The 14,511-nt window shown below is 64.5% G+C and carries 15 protein-coding genes; 6 read left to right on the top strand and 9 right to left on the bottom strand.

Features of this window, described 5'->3' with window-relative positions; genetic code table 11:
* Positions 1-8: 8 nt before the first annotated feature.
* The 6 genes from ATY77_RS02600 to ATY77_RS02575 all read left to right on the top strand — a co-directional run bounded on the left by ATY77_RS02600 (position 9) and on the right by ATY77_RS02575 (position 5,611).
* A complete protein-coding gene (locus tag ATY77_RS02600; RefSeq protein ID WP_088685950.1) occupies positions 9-1,262 on the top strand; it encodes an ABC transporter substrate-binding protein in 1,254 nt (417 codons plus the stop codon).
* Between the two features lie 69 nt (positions 1,263-1,331).
* Positions 1,332-2,198: a branched-chain amino acid ABC transporter permease gene (locus ATY77_RS02595; protein WP_088685949.1), complete on the top strand. Its 867-nt coding sequence runs from the start codon at positions 1,332-1,334 to the stop codon at positions 2,196-2,198.
* Entirely contained in the window at positions 2,195-3,232 is a 1,038-nt protein-coding gene (locus ATY77_RS02590; RefSeq protein ID WP_088685948.1) for a branched-chain amino acid ABC transporter permease, read from the top strand. Before ATY77_RS02595 ends, ATY77_RS02590 begins: the two co-directional genes overlap by 4 nt.
* Entirely contained in the window at positions 3,229-3,933 is a 705-nt protein-coding gene (locus ATY77_RS02585) for an ATP-binding cassette domain-containing protein (RefSeq protein ID WP_088685947.1), read from the top strand. Before ATY77_RS02590 ends, ATY77_RS02585 begins: the two co-directional genes overlap by 4 nt.
* A 1-nt stretch (position 3,934) precedes the next feature.
* Positions 3,935-4,651, top strand: a complete 717-nt coding sequence (locus ATY77_RS02580) for an ABC transporter ATP-binding protein (protein WP_088685946.1) — start codon at positions 3,935-3,937, stop codon at positions 4,649-4,651.
* Between the two features lie 15 nt (positions 4,652-4,666).
* The gene (locus ATY77_RS02575; RefSeq protein WP_088685945.1) at positions 4,667-5,611 is read left to right on the top strand and encodes a helix-turn-helix domain-containing protein; all 945 of its coding nucleotides are present in this window, start codon (positions 4,667-4,669) and stop codon (positions 5,609-5,611) included.
* A 33-nt stretch (positions 5,612-5,644) separates the two neighbouring features.
* Here ATY77_RS02575 and ATY77_RS02570 read toward each other — a convergent pair whose 3' ends face one another.
* The 9 genes from ATY77_RS02570 to hpaE all read right to left on the bottom strand — a co-directional run bounded on the left by ATY77_RS02570 (position 5,645) and on the right by hpaE (position 14,489).
* On the bottom strand, positions 5,645-6,034 hold the full coding sequence (locus ATY77_RS02570; RefSeq protein WP_088685944.1) for a nuclear transport factor 2 family protein: 390 nt from the start codon (positions 6,032-6,034) through the stop codon (positions 5,645-5,647).
* A gap of 10 nt (positions 6,035-6,044) precedes the next feature.
* Positions 6,045-6,824: a MoaF C-terminal domain-containing protein gene (locus tag ATY77_RS02565; RefSeq protein ID WP_088685943.1), complete on the bottom strand. Its 780-nt coding sequence runs from the start codon at positions 6,822-6,824 to the stop codon at positions 6,045-6,047.
* 15 nt (positions 6,825-6,839) lie between these two features.
* Positions 6,840-7,628 carry an SDR family oxidoreductase gene (locus ATY77_RS02560; RefSeq protein WP_088685942.1) on the bottom strand — a complete coding sequence of 263 codons (789 nt, stop codon included), beginning with the start codon at positions 7,626-7,628 and terminating at the stop codon, positions 6,840-6,842.
* A gap of 108 nt (positions 7,629-7,736) precedes the next feature.
* A complete protein-coding gene (hpaI, locus tag ATY77_RS02555) occupies positions 7,737-8,543 on the bottom strand; it encodes a 4-hydroxy-2-oxoheptanedioate aldolase (protein WP_088685941.1) in 807 nt (268 codons plus the stop codon).
* A gap of 11 nt (positions 8,544-8,554) precedes the next feature.
* Positions 8,555-9,358 (bottom strand): 2-oxo-hept-4-ene-1,7-dioate hydratase, encoded by an 804-nt coding sequence (gene hpaH / locus ATY77_RS02550; RefSeq protein ID WP_088685940.1) that lies wholly within the window; start codon positions 9,356-9,358, stop codon positions 8,555-8,557.
* Position 9,359: 1 nt separating this feature from the next.
* Positions 9,360-10,229, bottom strand: a complete 870-nt coding sequence (locus ATY77_RS02545) for a fumarylacetoacetate hydrolase family protein (protein WP_088685939.1) — start codon at positions 10,227-10,229, stop codon at positions 9,360-9,362.
* 16 nt (positions 10,230-10,245) lie between these two features.
* On the bottom strand, positions 10,246-11,697 hold the full coding sequence (gabD, locus tag ATY77_RS02540; RefSeq protein ID WP_088685938.1) for an NADP-dependent succinate-semialdehyde dehydrogenase: 1,452 nt from the start codon (positions 11,695-11,697) through the stop codon (positions 10,246-10,248).
* A 256-nt stretch (positions 11,698-11,953) separates the two neighbouring features.
* On the bottom strand, positions 11,954-12,934 hold the full coding sequence (gene hpaD, locus ATY77_RS02535) for a 3,4-dihydroxyphenylacetate 2,3-dioxygenase (RefSeq protein ID WP_088685937.1): 981 nt from the start codon (positions 12,932-12,934) through the stop codon (positions 11,954-11,956).
* Between the two features lie 37 nt (positions 12,935-12,971).
* Positions 12,972-14,489 (bottom strand): 5-carboxymethyl-2-hydroxymuconate semialdehyde dehydrogenase, encoded by a 1,518-nt coding sequence (hpaE, locus tag ATY77_RS02530; protein WP_088685936.1) that lies wholly within the window; start codon positions 14,487-14,489, stop codon positions 12,972-12,974.
* Positions 14,490-14,511 lie beyond the last annotated feature (22 nt).

The raw sequence follows: 14,511 nt of genomic DNA, 5'->3' as shown, positions 1-14,511 counted from the left end.
AGGAGACAATGCCTATCAATCCAAAAGGGCTGGCAATCGGCCTGCTGCTGACGCTCGTTTCGGCGTTCAGCGCCCATGCCGCCGCATCCTGCGGCGACAATAGCGGCAAGCCGGCGACCGGCGAACCGATCGTGATCGGCGCCATCACCGGCAAGACCGGACCGGACGATTTCTCGAACTCAACCCGGGCCGCAAAGGCCTATTTCGACTGCCTGAACGCCAATGGCGGCATCAAGGGACGGCCGGTCGAATATCTGGTCGAGGACGACCAGTGGAATCCCGAGACCGCCGCGCAGCTCGCGGCCAAACTCGTCAATGACGAGAAGGCCGTGCTGATGGTCGGCAATTCGAGCTTCGTCGAATGCGGCGCCAATGCCGATTTCTACAAGAAATCAGGCATTCTCGTCGTCGCCGGCGTCGGCGTTCCCCGCGAATGCTTCTTCGCGGCAAATTACGCGCCCACCAATGCCGGTCCGCGCGTCTCGATGCTCGGCGCCATGGGCTATGCGCTCGATCATCTGAAGGCGAAGTCGGTGGTCTGCATCGGTCCGAACATCCCGAACGTCGGCACATGGTCCTGCGACGGAATCATCCAGCTCGCCAAGGAGAAGGGCCTGACGGCCGAGACGATCCTGATGGACCCCGGCACCGCCGATTCCACATCGACCATCCTGCAGGCGGCGGCTTCCAAGCCCGACGTGATCATCCTCGGCCTGCCCAAGGGCGTGACGGTGCCGCTGCTGACCGCCGCCGAGGAGCAGGGGCTGAACCAGAGCATCAAGTTCCTGAGCGCTGCCTCTGCCTATGATCTCTCCGTGCCCGGCACGATCGGCGCCGGCTGGGACGGCAATTTCATCGTCAACATGGAGTTCAACGATCTCGAAGCGACGACGCCCGACAATCAGAACTGGCTCGCCGTCATGGATCAGTACGGCCAGAAATCCGATCCGCGCGATACCTTCGCCCAGGCCGGCTATCTCGCGGCAAGGATCGCCGAAACGGCGCTGATGACGCTCGATCCCGCCAACATCAACCGCGAAACCGCATCGGCGGCCGTGCGTGGGATCAAGAGCTTCAAGAGCGATATCTTCTGCGCCCCCTGGTATTTCGGCGAGGGCCAGACCCGCCACAACGCCAATTCGACGACGCGCATGGCGGTCAGCGAAGGCGGCAAGTGGAAAGTCGTCTCCGACTGCGCTCCGTCGCCGGATCCCGAGTTGAAGGACATCCGCGCCTTCGAAAAGTCCGCCGGTCTCAACTGAGCCTGCGTCTGCCATCGTGCTCCGCGGCATCACCCCCGCGGGGCACGATAAGTCCCAGAGGATCGGCTTATGAACATTCTTCCTTTCATCATATCGGGGCTCGGGATCGGCGCCGTCTATGCCTTGTCGGGCGTCGGCCTCGTCGTGCTGTTTCGGGCGACCGGCGTTCTCAATTTCGCTTTCGGCGCCTTCGGCGCGATCGGCGCGCATTGCGCCTGGCAGCTGCTCGAGTGGAAGATGCCGCTCGCCGTCGCCATCCTTGCCGCCGTTGCCGTCTCGACGGCGATCAGCTTTCTCTACGGGCGGATCTTCGCGCCGATGCTGTCGCATCGCGATACGGTCGTGCGCGCCGTCGGCACGCTGGCGCCGGCGCTCGTGCTGATCGCCGTCATGGGTGTCCTCTGGGGCGAGCTTCCGCGCCGCCTGCAGTTTCCGACCGACCAGATGTTCGTGTCGCTCTTTGCCGTGCGCCTGACCTATACCCGTATCATCGCTCTTCTTCTTGCCGTCGCCATTGTCGTCGCGATCACCTTGCTGCTTTCCCGCACGCGGCTTGGCCTCGACATGCGCGCGCTGGCCAACGACCGTGATCTCAGCGCCGTGCTCGGCGTGCGCGTCCTCCATACCGAGACGGCCGCCTGGATTATCACCGGTATCTTCTCCGGCCTTGCCGGCCTGCTGCTTGCCGATCTCGTGCGGCTGCAGGGCACCTTCCTGACGCTGCTGGTCATCCCGGCCATTGCCGCAGCGATCCTCGGCCAGTTGCGCTCGCTCTGGGAGACGGCCGCCGCCGGCATCCTGATCGGCATTGCGGAGGCGGCGCTGACGCCCCTTGCCTGGATATCGCCCTATCGCGCCGCCGCACCCTTCATCATCGCGCTTGCCGCCGTCACGATCCTCGGAGGCACGGCGAAGGCCGCGTTGAAAGACCGATGAGCGTTCAGCCGCAAACTATCGCCTCCAACGCCGAAGGCCTGTCGATGATGCGCCTGCCGAAGCAGCTTTTGCATGTTCCCGTGACGATGGCGATCTTCGCAGCCGCGGTCGCTTTTCTCGCCAATTCCTTCTGGCTTTCGGCGGCAACCTCGGCCGTCGCGCTGTCATTGTCGGTGGCCGGCCTTGCCATTCTCTACGGCCAGCTCGGCCTGGTTTCGCTCTGCCAGTTCGCCCTCGTCGGCGTCGGCGGCTGGGTGACGCTGCGCGTCGGCCATGCCTTTCGCCCGCCCTTCGAAGTAAGCCTGCTTGCCGGCGGTATCGTCGCCTCCGCGGTCGGGCTCGCCTTCGGTGTGCCGGCGCTCAGGCTGCGCGGCCTTTATCTCGCGCTCGTCACCCTCATGCTCGCGGGCGCCTTCCAGATCGTCATCAGCGCCTGGGGTTTTCCCGATGGCGGTCCCGGTTTTCTCGGCCGGGCCGACGGTTCGGGGCGCGAGATGCTGGCAAGACCCGTGGTGGCTGACGGCGAGGTTGCCTATTTCCTCTATGTCTGCGTGGCGGCGGCAATCGGTCTTTTAATCGCGCAATGGCACAAGCTTGCGCGTCCCGGCAGGGCCTGGGCGCTGATCCGCAAGGGCGAGACCGTCGCGGTCGCGAGCGGCGTCAACGTGCTGGTCTACAAGGCCTGGGCCTTTGCGCTCAGCGGCCTGCTCGCCGGCCTTGCTGGCGGGCTGCTGGCCGGCAATGTCGGCCAGCTCGACGGGCGCGCCTTCGGTGCATTCGAGAGCCTCAACCTCTTCGCGCTCGCCATCGTCGGCGGCGTCTTCAACTGGTACGGGGCGCTGATCGCTGGGCTTCTCTTGCGCGCGGTGCCGGCGCTGCTCACCGATCTCGGCATCGACGGTTATGTGACGATCGGCATTTTCGGCATAGCGCTGTTTCATGCGCTGGCGACGGCGCCGGCCGGCATTGCCGGGCAGATCGCGGCATTGATCGCCCGTCTGAACGGCGGCCTATCGAGAGGGAGGGGACGATGATTACCATCAACAATCTCGTCGTCCAGTTCGGCGGTGTGAGGCCGATCAATGAGCTCAGCGCTGTGCTGACGGCGCCGGTCGCAGGGCTGATCGGCCCTAACGGCGCCGGCAAGACGACGCTGCTCAACGTGCTTTCCGGCTTCGTTCGACCGGTTCAGGGAACGGTGTCGCTCGGCGCTGAGGCGCTGTTGCCGATGTCGCCGCTCCAGCGCGTGCGCGCCGGCCTGCGCCGCTCGTTCCAGACCGAGCAGGTCGTCGAAGACCTGACCGTAGCCGGCAACATCGCGGCGATCGCCGATCATGTCGTCGGCGCGGCGCATCGCTCCGAAGCGGTGGATGAGGCGCTCTCCTTCGTTGGCCTGACCGCGGTTGCCGACCGGCTGGGCCAATCGCTCAATCTTTTCCAGCGCCGTCTGGTCGAGCTGGCGAAATGCGTCGTCGGCAAGCCGAAGCTCATCCTGCTGGACGAACCGGCCGCCGGACTGACCGAGGAGGAGGGAAAGGTGTTCCGCGAACTGGTACTGCGCATTCCGGCCGAATTCCGCGCGCAGGTTCTGGTCATCGATCACGACGTCGAGCTCATCAGATCCATGTGCAGCCAAACCATGGTGCTCGACTACGGCAAGCTGCTGGCGCTCGGCCCGACGCAGGCCGTGCTTGCCGATCCGAACGTGCGGCGCGCCTATCTGGGGGAGTTCTGAGATGAGCGGGATTTCCGAGGTCCGCGTCGAAAACCTCGTCGTCGAACGTGGCGGCAAACGCGTCATCCACGATATCTCCTTTTCGGTCGCGGCCGGCAAGGTGACGACCCTGCTCGGCGCCAATGGGGCGGGCAAGTCGAGCACGGTCATGGCCATGGCGGGCGTTCTGCCGCGCGGCGGCGCGGTGCGCCTGGGAGACATCGCGCTCGAAGGATTTGCACCCGACCGCATCCGCCGCGCGGGCCTTGCGCTCGTTCCCGAGGGGCATCGCGTGCTGGGGCAACTGTCCGTGGAGGACAATATCCTCGTCGCCGCGTTCGATCCGTCGGCGGTTGCGCGACGGAAAGGGCTGGAGCGCGCCTATGAGATCTTCCCCGAGCTTGCCGAGCGCCGGCGCCAATCGGCATCGGATCTTTCCGGCGGCCAGAAGCAGATGGTGGCGATGGCCCAGGCTTTCGTCGCGAAGCCACGCTTCATGATCGTCGATGAGCTTTCGCTCGGCCTCGCGCCTGCCGTGGTCAAGCGTCTGGCCGAAGCGCTGAAGATTGCCGCCGCCGGCGGCATCGGCGTGCTGCTGATCGAGCAATTCGCCAATCTCGCGCTGGATCTTGCCGACAAGGCTCTGGTGCTGGAGCGCGGCCGCCTCGTCTTCGACGGCCCCGCCGCCACGCTGAAAGCGCAGCCGGACATTCTTCATGGCGCCTATCTGGCGAGCTGAGACGAGGAGACCGTCATGCGTTTTGCCGCCGATCACCGCCATGTCGAGACGGCTCGGGGCCGGGAATTCGCAGGGCTTGCCCGCACGCTGTTCGGCAATGTCAGGCTCGATTTCGGTGGCGCCGACGAGGAAAAGAGCGCGATGCTCTCGGCTATGCTCGGAGCATGCCGGCTGACGCGGCTGGAAGCCGACCGGCATGTCGTCTTCGGCGAACGGGTGACGGCCGGGCCTGAGGATCCCGATGCGATCAAGCTGATCCTGCAGACAGAGGGCAGCGCCTCGATCGGACAAAGCGGCGTGCAGGCGCCGGTTGCCGCCAATGCGCTCGTCATCTACGACCCGCGCCGGCCCTATGTTCTGACCAACAGCACGCCGGTCCGCCAGCTGCTGCTGCAAATGCCGCGGCAGGCGCTGCCGCAGGCCGCGGTCGAGCGGCTGGCAGCACCCTTCACCGCACATGCCGGGCAGGACGGCATGTGCGGCATTCTGCTGTCGCTGATGGAATCGACCATGCAGGAAATCGGCCATCTCGACGAGGCGCGGCGTTCGAGCGTCGGCCAGACGATGATCGATCTCGTCCGCACCATGATCGGCGAGGGGCGGCCGCAGCGGCTGGTCGCCGATCCCCTCGATCTCTTGCTGGCCCGCATCAAGGCGTTCATCGCCGGCAATATCGCGCGGCCGGATCTCACCGTCGCCATGATCGCACGGCGCATGGGCTGTTCGGTGCGCTACGTCTATCGCGCATTCGAGGCCGAGCGGCTGACGCCGTCGGATTATATCTGGGACCTGCGGCTGCAGCTGGCTGCGGCAAAGCTGCGCGAGGCCGGCGGCCATAGCGGTGAAATATCCGGTATCGCCTTTGCGCTCGGCTTTTCCTCCAGCGCGCATTTTTCGCGGGCGTTCCGCGCCCGCTACGCTGTTTCGCCGTCGCAATGGCGCAAGGCCGCGCTTTCCTGAGGCGGCCCGGCTTTGCCCCGGGCCACGCGGATTTTATCGCATCGATTCCGCGACGCGCAGCGTATCGGTGAACTGCTCGAAGCGCCGGATCTTGCCGTCCGCCACGCGCCAGGCATGAACGACGCGGGCCTTGAAGGATTTGCCGGTCTGCCGGTGGGTGCCGCTATAGTCACCGATGGCGATGACGTCGTCGCCTGCATCGAGGAGGCGCTCCAGCTTGAATGTATAGCCATCGAATGTTTCGCCGAGCGCCTGGAAGACGTGTCTGAAGACTTCCTGCGGACCGACATAGGTGCCGGCGCAGGGAAAGCCGTCCATTTCGGTCCAGCGGCAGTCGGATGCGATGTCGGCCAGCATGCCGTCCATATCGCGGCGGTCGTTGGCGTCGTAATGCGCCTTCACGATGTCGAAAGCTCTTTTCATTGTCTTGTCCTCACACCGGTTCCTGGCCCGGCAGGTAATAGGTCATCGAAGCCTTGCGGATGAAGGCGCCAGCCGGGCTGTTCTGGATGCGTCCGTCGCCGGTGATGCCGAGGAATTTGCCGGTCGAGCGCATGTCGTCGAAATTGTAGAAGAAGGTTGAGGCGACCGGGATTTTGAACTCCCGGAAGGTGAAGACGTATTGGTTCTCGTCGAACTTGTAGGTGGTCGTCAGATCGACGTCGCCATGGCCGCGCTGCACGCCGACAAGGCATTGCCAGGCATAGCGCTGCGAGGAGAGGTAGGTGTGTTCGTAGACATGGTTGGGGCTGTAGGTGAAATGCGCCCTGAGCCCGATGAGATCGCGGCTTTCCGCCGGCTCCGGCCCGCTCGCAACGCCGCTCTCGATGATCCCAGGCCGGAAGATGTGCGCCACCTGCGGTTCGCCGGCGGCATCCTTGGCATCGCGGACGATCGAATAGATCGAAAGCGCTCGGCGACTCCCCACGTTGACGATCAGCGTTTCGGCCTCCCGCGGGCGGCCGGCGAAGACGATCTCGATGAAATAGGTGTTCGGCGCGACCTCGATCACCTCAGCCTTGTCGGTGGCGCCTTCCTTGCCGTCCGACCATTCGGCCTCGCCTTTGCCGATGGCAAGGTCGAGCAGACGGCCGTCATCGAAACCGATCCTGTAGGAAGAACCGGCCAGCGCGTCGCTCGCCGGCAGGCGGTTGGTGTCGATGCCATAGGCGAATTCGTCGTAGGTTTTCCAATCCTTCGGATTTTCGTTCATCGTACTCTCCTCCTGTCATTCTGCGAAAGCGAGCGTCGGCAGGTCGACCGTGCCGGCGCCGCCGTCCACGGTCAGGATCGCGCCGTTGATCATCGAAGCCTCCGGCGAGGCCAGGAAGCAGACGGCGTTGGCGACATCCTCGGCGCTCGCCGGGCGGCCGAGCGGCACGTCCTTGGTGACGAGCGCATAGGCCTCTTCGATGCTTTTCAGCTTGAACTTCTCGACGATCACCTGCATCTGCTCGTCGGCCATGTCAGTCGTCACCCATCCCGGGCAGACCGTGTTGGTGCGTATGCCCTTGCGGCCGTAGTCGCGTGCCAATGACTTCGCAAGGCCGATGCAGCCATGTTTCATGGTGACGTAACCCGCCGCATCCGGCCCGGCGAACAGCCCGGCGATCGAGGCGAGAACGACGATATTGCCCTTGCTGCGGATCAGATGCGGCAGGGATTCGCGGGCGCTGACAAAGGCGGTGTTGAGGTTGAGCCGGGTGGCAAGATCCCAGGTCTCATCGGACATGCTGATCGTCGGCCCGACGCCGTGGCCGCCGGCATTGGCGATCAGCACATCGAGCCCACCGAATGTCTCGACAACAGTTTCGAGCGCGGCCCGCATCGCAGCGCCATCGGCCGCATCGGCGGTAATAACGGTGGCGCCGATCTCATCGGCGACGGCGCGAAGCGGCGCGGGGCGCCGTCCGACGAGCACGACGTTGCCGCCTTCCTGCCGGATGCGCCGGGCGACGGCAGCGCCTATGCCCGTGCCGCCGCCGGTGATCAGCGCCGTCTTGTTGCTGAAACGCATATCTCTTCCTCCTGGATCTTTCGATCATCATGGTCGAAAGGCCGGGAGGCGTCCTGTCCAGCTGTGCAGTCCGTTTTGACTGAGCGTGCAAAAACGATACGGGAAAGGTCAGTAGACCTTCACGTCGCCCGCGGGCCTGGCCGGTTCGGCCTTGTGGAAGTCCTCGAGCAGCTTGGCGGTGGCATTGGCAAGCAGCATGACGTCGTTGCCGATCGCGACGAAGGTGGCGCCGAGTTCGAGATAACGCTTGGAGAGGGCGAGATCGCCGATCAGGATGCCGGCGGCCTTGCCATGCGACTGGATCCGGGCAAGCGCCTTTTCGACTTCCGCCTGCACTTCGGGCGCTCCCGGCCTGCCGAGGTAGCCCATGTCGGCGGCGAGATCGGACGGGCCGATGAAGACGCCGTCGACGCCCTCGGTCGTCGCGATCGCATCGAGGGCTGCGAGCCCCGCCCGGCTTTCGACCTGCAGCAGCAGGCAGATCTCGTCATTGGCGGTCTGGAGATAGTCGGGAATGCGGTTGAAATCGGAAGCGCGGGCGAGAGCCGCGCCGACGCCGCGCACGCCCTGCGGGGGATAACGCACGGCGCGGACCATGGCTTCCGCCATCTCCTTGCTGTCGACCATCGGAATGAGGAGCGTCTGCGCGCCGATATCGAGCATCTGCTTGATGATCCAGGTCTCGCCGACCGGCGGGCGGATCACCGCATGGCTTGCCGATCCCTTCATGGCCTGTAGCTGCGAGGCGAGCAGCGGCACGTCGTTCGGCGCATGTTCGGCATCGAGCAGCAGCCAGTCGTAACCGGCGCCGGCGCAGATTTCGACCGTATAGGGGCTGGCGAGCGCCTGCCAGAGGCCGATCTGCGCCCGCCCCTCTTTCAGGGCCTGCTTGAAGAGGTTCCTGGGCGCCGGCATGTTTCACTCCTTCATGCAAAATAGAGACCGACCGAGCCGTACGGGCCGAAATCGGCATGAATGGTGTCGCCGTGCCGCGCCTCGATCGGACGGATGAATGAACCAGCCAGCACGATCTGTCCAGCCTCGATGCCATCGCCATAGTGCGCCAGCCGGTTGGCAAGCCAGGCGACGCCGCGGGCAGGCTGGTTCAAGACGCCGGCCCCGAGGCCGGTTTCCTCGACCTCGGCATTGCGGCTGACGATCACACCCATCCAGCGCATGTCGATCTCATCGGGCCGCACGGCGCGGCCGCCGGTGACGATGCCGGCATTGGCGGCATTGTCTGAGATGGTGTCGACGATGGTGCGCGCCTTCTTCGTCTCGGGATCGACGCGCAGGATGCGGGTGTCGAGGATTTCGAGCGCCGGCGTCACATAGTCGGTGGCGTTGAGCACATCGAAAATCGAGATGCCCGGGCCTTTCAGCGGCGCCTTCATCACGAAGGCGATCTCGGCCTCGATGCGCGGCTGGATGAAGCGATCGGCCGGGACGGTGGCGCCGTCCTCGAACATCATATCGTCGAAGAGCACGCCGGAATCGGGAATGTCGATATTGAGCGCATATTGCATCGCCTTCGACGTTAGCCCGATCTTCCAGCCGATCGGCTTGCGGCCGCGCGCGATCTTCTTCTTCACCCAGGCGCTCTGGACTGCATAGGCATCGTCCATCGTCATTTCAGGATGCTTCAACGATAGGAGTCCGGTCTGGACACGCGTCCGCTCTGCCTCGTCAAGGTTCAGCGCAGCCTGTTCGATGTCGTTTGACGTCAGCATCTCACACCTCGTCGGCGATCGTGTTTCTCAGGATGCCGAGGCCATCGGCCTCGACTTCGACGACATCGCCTGATTTCAGCCAGATCGGCGGATCGAAGCGGGCGCCGGCGCCCGTCGGCGTGCCGGTGACGATGACGTCGCCGGGAACGAGCGTGGTGAAGGTGGAGATGTAATTGACGATCTTGCGGAAGGAGAAGATCATCCGGCTGGTGCGGTCGCTCTGGCGCACCTCGCCGTTGACGCGGGTTTCGAGCCTGATATCGGCAAGCTGGCTTTCATCCCGATAGGGCACGAGCCACGGACCAATCGCGCCGGTGCGGTCGAAGTTCTTGCCCTGGGTGACGTTGAACTTGGCATGCCGCACCCAGTCGCGGATCGTACCTTCGTTGCACAGCGACAGAGCCGCGATGTGGGAAAGGGCGTCGGCTTCGGCGATCCGCCGGCCGCCCTTGCCGATGACGATGACGATCTCGCCCTCATAGTCGAGCTGCGGGCTTTCCGGCGGCCGGATCAAAGGCTGGTCATGGCCGGTAAAGGAGCGCGGGAAACGGATGAACAGCGACGGGTTGGAAGGCGCGGCCTGACCGTCCTTGTATTCCTCGTTGCGGTCGGGGAAGTTGACCCCGACGCAGATGATCTTCTCGGGTGCCGGAACAGGGATCTCATAGGTGATCTGGTCGAAGAAGAAGTCGGGGGCAAAGCCGCTGGCCTTGTCGAGCAACCGGTCGAAAGCGGCGTCCGCGACGACCTCACGCAGCGTCGGCCAGGATGAGCCATAGCGCTCCGACAGATCGACGATCCCCTGGTTGCCCACGAGACCATAGCGGCTCCGTCCATCGGCAAAGAAGGTGGCAAAGCGCGGATGTGTCATAGGGTGCTCCTAAGCCTCAGGCGATGCCGCCGAGGCAGACATATTTGATTTCGGTGAATTCCTCGATGCCGTATTTCGAGCCCTCGCGGCCAAGGCCGGAAAGCTTGACGCCGCCGAAGGGGGCTTCGGCCGTCGAGATCAGCCCGGTGTTGACGCCGACCATGCCGTATTCCAGCGCCTCGGCCACCCGGAAGACGCGGGCAAGGTCCTTGGCGTAGAAATAGGAGGCAAGGCCGAACTCGGTGTCATTGGCCTGGGCGATGACATCGGCCTCGTCCTTGAAGCGGAAGAGCGGCGCCACCGGCCCGAAGGTCTCTTCCTTGGCGACAGCCATGGCAGGAGTGACGTCGGCGAGCACCGTCGCCTCATAGAAGCGTCCGCCGAGCCGGTGGCGACGGCCGCCGGCAACGACCCGGCCGCCCTTCGACAGCGCATCGGCGACATGCTCCTCGACCTTGGCAAGGGCAGACTCGTCGATCAGCGGGCCGAGATTGATGCCCTCGTCGAAACCGTTGCCTGTTTTCAATGCGCCGACCGCCTTGGAGAGCTTCTCGGCAAAGGCGTCATAGACGCCCTCCTGCACATAGAGCCGGTTGGCGCACACACAGGTCTGGCCGTTGTTGCGGAACTTGGCGATCAGCGCGCCTTCGACCGCCGCATCGAGATCGGCATCGTCGAAGACGATGAAGGGGGCATTGCCGCCAAGCTCCAGCCCGAGCTTCTTGATGGTCGGGGCGCTCTGCTTGTAAAGCTCGGCGCCGACTTCGGTCGAGCCGGTGAAGGTCAGCTTGCGCACGATCGGGCTTGCGGTCATCTCGCCGCCGATCGCGCGTGCCGAACCGGTGAGCACGCTGAACAGGCCCTTGGGGAAGCCGGCGCGTTCGGCCAGGATGGCAATGGCGATCGCCGAAAACGGCGTCTGCGAGGCCGGCTTCAGCACCATGGCGCAGCCGGCGGCAAAGGCCGGTCCGGCCTTGCGGGTGATCATCGCATTGGGGAAATTCCACGGGGTGATGGCGGCGACGACGCCGATCGGCTGTTTCATCACCAGGATGCGCTTGTCCTTCTGGTGGCCGGGCACGATGTCGCCATAGAGGCGCCGGGCCTCCTCGGCAAACCATTCGATGAAGCTTGCGCCATAGGCGATCTCGCCCTTGGCCTCGGCGAGCGGCTTGCCTTGTTCTGCCGTCAGGATGCGGCCGAGATCGTCCTGATTGTCCATCATCAGTTCGAACCAGCGCCGCAGGATCACCGCGCGCTCCTTGGCGGTGCGCGCCGCCCACTCTTTCTGCGCAACCTCGGCTGCAGCAATCGCCGCCTTCGTTTCGGCAGCCCCGAGATTGGGAACGCGGCCGAGGATCTCGCCGGTGGCGGGATTGTCGACGGCAATGCCATCCACCCCGGCCTCGATCCACGCGCCGCCGACCAAGGCCGCCTGGCGGAACAATGTTGCGTCCTTCAATTGCATGACTGTCTCCTCTTTGCGGGAATTGCCCTCGGATACCCGATCTCGGACAATTGCCCCTCATCCGGCTGCCGCCACCTTCTCCTCGCTTGCGGGGCGAAGGGACACGCCGCAACCTCTCCGTCCCTCACCGAAGTCTCGCGGGGCACGTCCCCTCTCCCCGTCGAAACGGGGGTCCGAAGGACGGGTCGAGACGCGTGGCTCGACCCGGCAAGTTAAGGTGAGGGGCGGCCACTCGTTGAATCGGACAGCAGTGGCTCTAAGGCGCGATGATCGGCTGTGCCTTCAAGTCGGGCTCGACCACCTCGGCGCCGGCAAACAGGCTGCCATGTTCAAACCAGGATTTGGGAGCCGGCGCGCCCCAGAGCGTCTGGCGCTGCGGATCCTTGAGATCCCACTTGATCGGCTCAAGATCGGGATCGACCGTCTGATAGTCCGAGCAGTAGATCTCGATGCGGTGGCCGTCGGGATCGAGGATATAGAGGAAGAAGGCGTTGGAGATGCCGTGGCGGCCGGGGCCGCGCTCGATGTTAGCGACCCAGCCGGTGGTCGCCATCAGGTCGAGCAGGTCGATGATGTTGAGCGGCGTCGGGACCCAGAAGGCGGTGTGGTGCAGACGCGGGCCGCGGCCGTTGGTGAAGGCGATGTCGTGCACGCCGCCCTTGCGATGCGTCCAGGCGGCCCAGAGACGGCCGGTCTCGGCATCCTCGGTATATTCGGTGACGCGGAAGCCGAGTTCGTTATAGAAGGCCACGCTTTCGTCGACATTCGGCGAGAAGCAGTTGAAGTGATCGATGCGCAGCGGCTTGACGCCCTTGTAGAGCGCATATTTCTGATGGATCGGCGGAAGGCGGTCCATCTTCGAATAGAATTCGAGCGGAATGCCGTGCGGATCGCGGGTGCGGAAGGTGCGCGCCTGATAGGGGCGCTCGAGCCATTCGACCGGCAGGCCCTTGTCCTTGAAGAAATGGGCGGCCTTGTCGAGATCCTCCTCGCCGAAGACCTTGAAGCCGAGATCGCGGGCTTCGGCCTTGGCGGATTTCTTCAGCACGATGCAGTGATGGCCGCGTTCCTCCATTGCCCTGAGGTAGATCGTATCGGCGGTCTCGTCCGTCACCTGCAGGCCGAGCGTATCGACATAGAAGGCGCGGGACTTGGCGAGGTCGGTGACGCCTAGTTCGACATGGCTGAGACGCACGATGTTGAAGGGCGGATAGAGATTGGGTGTCGGCAGGGGCATGGGTTCCTCCTCTTATGCGTACTTATCTATTGGCGGCTCAGCCGCCGAGTTTCTGGATGGCGTGCGGCTTGGTGGCGAAGGCGACGTTCTTGGTTTCCATATAGAAATCGAAGGACCAGTCGCCGCCGTCGCGGCCGATGCCTGAATTCTTCACGCCGCCGAAGGGCGTCGGCAGGTGGCGGACGTTTTCCGAGTTCACCCAGATCATCCCGGCATCGAGATGGTCGGTGAAGCGGAAGGCGCGGGTGACGTCCGAGGTCCAGAGATAGCCGGTCAGGCCGTACTGGACGTCGTTGGCAAGCGCCAGCGCATCGGCCTCGTCTTTGAAGGGAATGGCCGTCAGTACCGGCCCGAAGATTTCCTCCTGGGCGATGCGCATCCGGTTGTTGGCGCCGGTAAAGAGGGTGGGGGAGACGTAGCAGCCGCCGCCCGGGCCATCGAACTTCTCGCCGCCGGCAGCCAGTGTCGCGCCTTCGGAGCGGCCGATCGCGATATATTCCAGCACCTTCTTTTCGTGCACGGGGTGGATCAGCGGACCGATGACCGTCTCGGGATCGAGGGGATGGCCGACCTTGATGCGTCTCGCCTTTTCGGCGACGAGCGCGGTGAACCTGTCGTAGACGCTGTCTTCGACTAGCAGGCGCGAGGACGAGGTGCAGCGCTCGCCGTTCAGCGAATAGATCATGAAGACGGCGGCATCGGCCGCGCGTTCGAGATCGGCATCGGCAAAGACGACGACCGGGTTCTTGCCGCCGAGTTCGAAATGCACGCGCTTCAGCGTGTCGGCGCCCTGCTTCATGATCATCGAGCCGGTGCGGCTCTCGCCGACGAAGCCGATCGCCTTGATCAGCGGATGTTCGGTCAGCGCCTTGCCGGCATCCTCGCCGAAGCCGTTGACGAGGTTCCACACGCCCTTGGGCAGGCCGGCCTCTTCGGCGATTTCGACGAGCAGGCGGGCCGTCAGCGGCGAAAATTCGGCCGGCTTGTGGACGATGGTGCAGCCGGCGGCAAGGGCCGGCGCGATCTTCCAGGTCGACAGCATGAAGGGCGTGTTCCACGGCGTGATGATGCCGACCGGGCCGATCGGCACGCGCGTCGTCACGTTCACCTGGCCGTCGGCGCGCAGCGCCTTGCCGTCGCGGGCCTCCGGCGCGCGGTCGGCGAAGAAGCGGAAATTCTCCGCACCACGCAAGGCGGCCTTGGCCATGAATTTCAGCGACTGGCCGGTATCCATGCATTCGACGAAGGCGATCTCTTCGGCACGTGCGACGATCGCGTCGGCGATCTTATGCAGCAGCTTCTTGCGCGCATCACCCGGCATGGCGGCCCATTCGCCAAAGGCTGATTTGGCGGCTCTGGCAGCCCGGTCGATATCCGCGGCAGTGCCGCGGGCGACGGTGGCGAGCGGCTTCAGATCGACCGGCGAGAGGGTCTCGAAGGTGGCGCCGTTACCGCCTGCCATATCCTCGCCGCCGATGCGGTTGAGGACGCCGCGCTCCTTGAAGCGGGCAAGATAGGTTTCGGCTTTTGCGATGTTTTCCTGCAATGTCGGCATCGTCGATTTTCCTGATGTTGTC

The organism is Rhizobium sp. R634, assembly GCF_002211305.1.
In the GTDB taxonomy this organism is placed as follows: Bacteria; Pseudomonadota; Alphaproteobacteria; order Rhizobiales; family Rhizobiaceae; genus Rhizobium.
Note: the sequence above shows the minus strand (reverse complement) of the source record. Positions and strands in the feature narration are given on the sequence as shown.

Excerpts from the sequence above, each read along its gene's own strand:
- ATY77_RS02600 (WP_088685950.1), top strand. The coding sequence starts at position 9 with ATGCCTATCAATCCAAAAGGGCTGGCAATCGGCCTGCTGCTGACGCTC.
- ATY77_RS02595 (WP_088685949.1), top strand. The coding sequence starts at position 1,332 with ATGAACATTCTTCCTTTCATCATATCGGGGCTCGGGATCGGCGCCGTC.
- ATY77_RS02590 (WP_088685948.1), top strand. The coding sequence starts at position 2,195 with ATGAGCGTTCAGCCGCAAACTATCGCCTCCAACGCCGAAGGCCTGTCG.
- ATY77_RS02585 (WP_088685947.1), top strand. The coding sequence starts at position 3,229 with ATGATTACCATCAACAATCTCGTCGTCCAGTTCGGCGGTGTGAGGCCG.
- ATY77_RS02580 (WP_088685946.1), top strand. The coding sequence starts at position 3,935 with ATGAGCGGGATTTCCGAGGTCCGCGTCGAAAACCTCGTCGTCGAACGT.
- ATY77_RS02575 (WP_088685945.1), top strand. The coding sequence starts at position 4,667 with ATGCGTTTTGCCGCCGATCACCGCCATGTCGAGACGGCTCGGGGCCGG.
- ATY77_RS02570 (WP_088685944.1), bottom strand. The coding sequence starts at position 6,034 with ATGAAAAGAGCTTTCGACATCGTGAAGGCGCATTACGACGCCAACGAC.
- ATY77_RS02565 (WP_088685943.1), bottom strand. The coding sequence starts at position 6,824 with ATGAACGAAAATCCGAAGGATTGGAAAACCTACGACGAATTCGCCTAT.
- ATY77_RS02560 (WP_088685942.1), bottom strand. The coding sequence starts at position 7,628 with ATGCGTTTCAGCAACAAGACGGCGCTGATCACCGGCGGCGGCACGGGC.
- hpaI (WP_088685941.1), bottom strand. The coding sequence starts at position 8,543 with ATGCCGGCGCCCAGGAACCTCTTCAAGCAGGCCCTGAAAGAGGGGCGG.
- hpaH (WP_088685940.1), bottom strand. The coding sequence starts at position 9,358 with ATGCTGACGTCAAACGACATCGAACAGGCTGCGCTGAACCTTGACGAG.
- ATY77_RS02545 (WP_088685939.1), bottom strand. The coding sequence starts at position 10,229 with ATGACACATCCGCGCTTTGCCACCTTCTTTGCCGATGGACGGAGCCGC.
- gabD (WP_088685938.1), bottom strand. The coding sequence starts at position 11,697 with ATGCAATTGAAGGACGCAACATTGTTCCGCCAGGCGGCCTTGGTCGGC.
- hpaD (WP_088685937.1), bottom strand. The coding sequence starts at position 12,934 with ATGCCCCTGCCGACACCCAATCTCTATCCGCCCTTCAACATCGTGCGT.
- hpaE (WP_088685936.1), bottom strand. The coding sequence starts at position 14,489 with ATGCCGACATTGCAGGAAAACATCGCAAAAGCCGAAACCTATCTTGCC.